This window comes from Clostridium sp., assembly GCF_030532265.1.
GTDB lineage: Bacteria > Bacillota > Clostridia > Clostridiales > Clostridiaceae > Clostridium.
In genome coordinates, this window is record NZ_JAUNLM010000129.1 from 1 (window position 1) to 1,675 (window position 1,675).

Sequence of the window (1,675 nt, forward strand, 5' to 3'; positions counted from 1 at the left end):
CCTCCTCATAGACTTTTAATAATTTTACCATATTCTGTATTACAATACTATATAATATAAGATTTCATTTTACTTTAATTATTTTAAAATTAAATAAAAAAATAAATTTTTAAGCTATTATAAATAACCTAAAAATTTATTTTATAAATTTACTCTTATTTTTGTGGTGGCCACTCTAAAACTCTTGGTGGTTGCCATCCATCTGGATCTGGATTATCTTCTGAAGTTATAAGAGAACCTGTGCTATTAATCCAAAATGGACTATTATAATCATAAGCTATTTCTTCTGATGATACAGTTCTATATTGACCATTTTTAATATTTATTTGCTTTAATTCATCATTTTTAGCTGCATCATATAAATCTTTATAATTACACACTTTCCCATCTTCTTCTATTATGGCAAAATTATTTCCTTCTTTGCTTCCAGATAAGTATATACTTGCTTCTGCAATTGTAGTTATCCAAGCTTTTTTCCCATCTATTAAATAGTCTTCCTTAGCTAATTTAGCATTATTTGAAGCTGCACTTACATAAAACTTTCCTAAGGTATCTTCTAAATTCTCTTCAAGTCTTGCTACAACAACGTTTTGTCCCTCAAATTCTTTACTAATTTTAGGATTTCCATTTCCAATATTTTTTACTTGTTCATTAGTTAAATGAGCAATTTCTCCATTTAATAATCCTTTGTTTATAGCAGTATCTCTTAAGAATCCTATAGTTTTAGTATTATCTTTTTTTTCTTCTGAATTATTTTTATTCTCTATATTATTATCATTATTTACTTTTTTCTCATTACTTTCTTTCTTAAATTCTAAATCAACATTACTTTTAACGTTAGTTGAAGTATTTGTAAAAGTACCTTTTACAGTATTCCCCTCTATAGTAACTTTATAAATTCCTGTGGATTTCCCATTCTCTGATTCATTTATAGTGTACTTATTATTCCCATCACTTTTAATATCGACATCTAAAGATTGATCTGGATATTTCGTATAATATTCTGTTGCTATTATACAATCATCTTTTTTATATGAATTTTCAAGGTTTATTACTACACCAATATTGTCATTAATATTACCTTCTAAAACTCCACCATTAAGGAAAATATCTAAGTCATTTGAATTTTTATCTTTTTCCTTATTTGAAGTTTCATTGTTACTCTCCTCTTTATCTTTATTAATATTGCTACTATTATTTATTTTAGATTCATTATTTGTAATATCTTTACTACTTGTTCCGCATGCAATAAAAGAACTACTCAAAATTCCAATAGCTATTAATAGACTTAATGTTTTTCTCATAATTTCCTCCTATAACCTCTAGTAAATAACTAAAAATCCCTTTAATTTATTACCGCTATATTAACAAAATCATTATTATTTAATATTATATTAACAATTATACCATTAAAAACCATATTGCATGTGTAAATATTTTTTATTTTAAGATTATCACATAATAATTTATTTACTATATTACAAACTTTTAAATACTATATTTAAGCAAATATTTAAAAATCTACATATTGATAAAATTATAATTTCAAATAAAAAGCTAAAAAATAAGTGCATAGTATATATTTATACACTATGCACAAGTCTATTAAATTATTTTCTAGCTACTATTGTAAAAGTCTTTGGAATTCCTTTATCAAAGACATCACTTGATAAAT

At 24.0% G+C, this 1,675-nt stretch carries 1 protein-coding gene; it reads right to left on the reverse strand.

Annotation, left to right across the window (positions count from 1 at the left end; all coding sequences use genetic code 11):
- Nucleotides 1-155 precede the first annotated feature (155 nt).
- Nucleotides 156-1,304 (reverse strand): hypothetical protein, encoded by a 1,149-nt coding sequence (locus Q4E08_RS12130; protein ID WP_303131296.1) that lies wholly within the window; start codon nt 1,302-1,304, stop codon nt 156-158.
- Nucleotides 1,305-1,675: the final 371 nt, after the last annotated feature.

What these genes read in the sequence shown, in the direction of transcription:
- Q4E08_RS12130 (WP_303131296.1), bottom strand. Translation starts at nt 1,304, where the DNA reads ATGAGAAAAACATTAAGTCTATTAATAGCTATTGGAATTTTGAGTAGT.